At 76.0% G+C, this 2,371-nt stretch carries 3 protein-coding genes; 1 reads left to right on the top strand and 2 read right to left on the bottom strand.

Going from position 1 to position 2,371, the window contains the following annotated elements; genetic code table 11:
* Nucleotides 1-195 (bottom strand): hypothetical protein (locus H5J30_RS36065; protein ID WP_220189440.1); only part of this gene is annotated, 195 nt, incomplete at its 3' end.
* Between H5J30_RS36065 and H5J30_RS27735 the strand changes: the two genes are divergently transcribed.
* Entirely contained in the window at nt 179-1,774 is a 1,596-nt protein-coding gene (locus H5J30_RS27735; RefSeq protein ID WP_181790044.1) for an amidase family protein, read from the top strand. The genes H5J30_RS36065 and H5J30_RS27735 overlap by 17 nt on opposite strands.
* Nucleotides 1,775-1,881: 107 nt before the next feature.
* Here H5J30_RS27735 and H5J30_RS27730 read toward each other — a convergent pair.
* Nucleotides 1,882-2,371: transcriptional regulator (locus tag H5J30_RS27730; protein ID WP_181790043.1), on the bottom strand; the 490-nt coding region annotated here is incomplete at its 5' end.

Below are 2,371 nucleotides of genomic sequence, written 5' to 3'. Positions count from 1 at the left end.
GAGCACCAGCGCCACCGCCAGCCAACCGCTGAACAGCCGCCCGCAGCACCGCCACAGCAGCCGCACAGGCACAGCACCACGACACCCCGGCGCCTCCCGCACACCCCCACCCATCACTCCCCGCACATACCGCCGCGCGCCCTTGTGCTCCCCCCGGGCCTGTAGTGCGCTGAGCCCCATGGGGAACAGGAGCACCGCCACACTCGTCGCCGTCCTCGCCGCCGGAGCCCTCCTCGCGGGGTCCACCGGCCTACCCGGCCCGTCCGCCCACGCCGCCCCGCCCGGCCCCGCGTCCGCGGCAGCCGCCGAAGCCCGGCTCGGCGTCGACCTCGACACCGTCACCATCCCCGAGCTGCAACGCCGCATGCACCGCGGCTCCCTCACCGCCACCGCCCTCACCCGCGCCTACCTCGGCCGCATCGACGCCGTCGACCACAAGCTCGACTCGGTCCTGCGCAGCGACCCCACCGCACTCCGCCAGGCCGCCGCCAGCGACGCCCGGCACCGCCGCGGCCACACCCGCGGCCCCCTCGACGGCATCCCCGTCCTGCTCAAGGACAACATCGACACCCGCGACCTGCCGACCACCGCCGGCTCCTCCGCCCTCGCCGGCCGCCCGCCCGCCGACGACGCCGCGCTCGTCACCCGGCTCCGCGCGGAAGGAGCCGTGATCCTCGGCAAGGCCAACCTCTCCGAGTGGGCCAACTTCCGCGCCGCGAAGCCGACCTCCGGCTGGTCGGCCGTAGGCGGGCAGACCCACAACCCGTACGTCCTCGACCGCAACCCCTGCGGCTCCTCCTCCGGCTCCGCCGCCGCGCTCGCCGCCTCCCTCGCGCAGGTCGCGGTCGGCACCGAGACCGACGGCTCCATCGTCTGCCCGGCGGGGATGAGCGGCGTGGTCGGGCACAAACCGAGCCTCGGCGTCGTCAGCCAGGACGGCGTGGTCCCCATCTCCGCCGAGCAGGACACCGCCGGCCCCATGGCCCGCAACGTCACCGACACCGCGCTCACCCTCGCCGCCCTCGCGCAGGACGAGTCGGTACGGACCTCCCTCCCCTCGTACGCGGCCCTCGCCCGCCCCGGCGAGCTGCGCGGCAAGCGCATCGGGCTGTGGCGGCTGCCGGTTCTCGGGCCGGAGGTGGACGCGCTGATGACCCGTACGGCCCGGGAGCTGCGGCGGGCGGGCGCGGAGGTCGTCGAGGTGACGCCGCCGTATCAGGACCGGCTGGGGGAACTGGAGTTCCCGGCGCTGCTGACCGAGTTCCACCGGGACATCGACGCCTACCTCGCCACCCGCGAGGGGCCCGCGGACCTCGGCGAGCTGATCGAGTTCAACCGCACGCACCCCGAGGAGCAGACGTGCTTCGCCGGGCAGGAGCTGTTCGAGGAGGCGCTCGCCGCGCCGCCGCCCACCGACCCGGCGTACCGGGCGATGCGGGCGAAGCTGAACGATCTCTCGAAGCGCTCCATCGACGAGACGATGGCCACCCACCGGCTCGACGCCATCGCCGCCCCGGCCAACCCGCCCGCCTGGACGACGGACTGCGCGCGCGGCGACGACGACGTGATCCCGTCGTCCACGCCTGCCGCGGTGTCGGGGTATCCGTCGCTGTCCGTTCCGGCGGGGTTCGTCGGTGAACTGCCGGTCGGGCTGCTGCTGATGGCCGGCGACCGGCAGGACGGCGAACTGCTGACGCTGGGTGCGGCGGTGGAGGGGAAGCTGGACGCGTGGCGGGCGCCGCGGTATCTGCCGTCGGTGGGCGCCGGGGAGTGAGTGGCCGCGGGGCGAGCGGCCTGGGTGAGTAGCCGGGGCGCGAGTAGCCGGGAGTGAACAGCCGCGGAGCGAACAGCCGCGGAGTGCGCAGGCCGCCCCCCCGCCCGCTACACCTCCGCGCCCAGCTGCTTCCTGAACGCCTCGGCCCCCTGCGGCGTCACCTTCACCGCCCGCCCGGACCCCACCCGCCGCACCCACCCCCGATCCAGCGCGGCCGCGCACAGCGCCGCGCCCAGCGCTCCGGCCAGGTGGGGCCGGCGCTCCGTCCAGTCCAGGCACGCCCGTACGAGCGGCCGCCGGGAGCCCGGCGGCCGCTCGTAGCCGAGGGTGTCGCCCAGCCACGCCCGGCCCTCCGCGGTGACCGCGAGTCCGGAGTCGGCGGCGACCAGGCCGCGGGCGATCATCGCGTCGGCCAGGGCCACGCCCAGTTGCCCCGCCAGGTGGTCATAGCAGGTACGGGCCCGTCCCTCGGCGCTGAGTCGCACCGACTCGCGCAGGTTCCGCGGCTGCGGGGCGTCCCGGGCGTCCCGGGCGTCCGGGGCGTACGACGCGACGGCTTCGATCAGGGCGGCCGCCTCCGGGCCGGCGAGCCGGACG

The organism is Streptomyces phytophilus (assembly GCF_013870535.1).
Lineage (GTDB): Bacteria > Actinomycetota > Actinomycetes > Streptomycetales > Streptomycetaceae > Streptomyces > Streptomyces phytophilus.
This window is presented reverse-complemented; position numbering and strand designations above follow the sequence as displayed.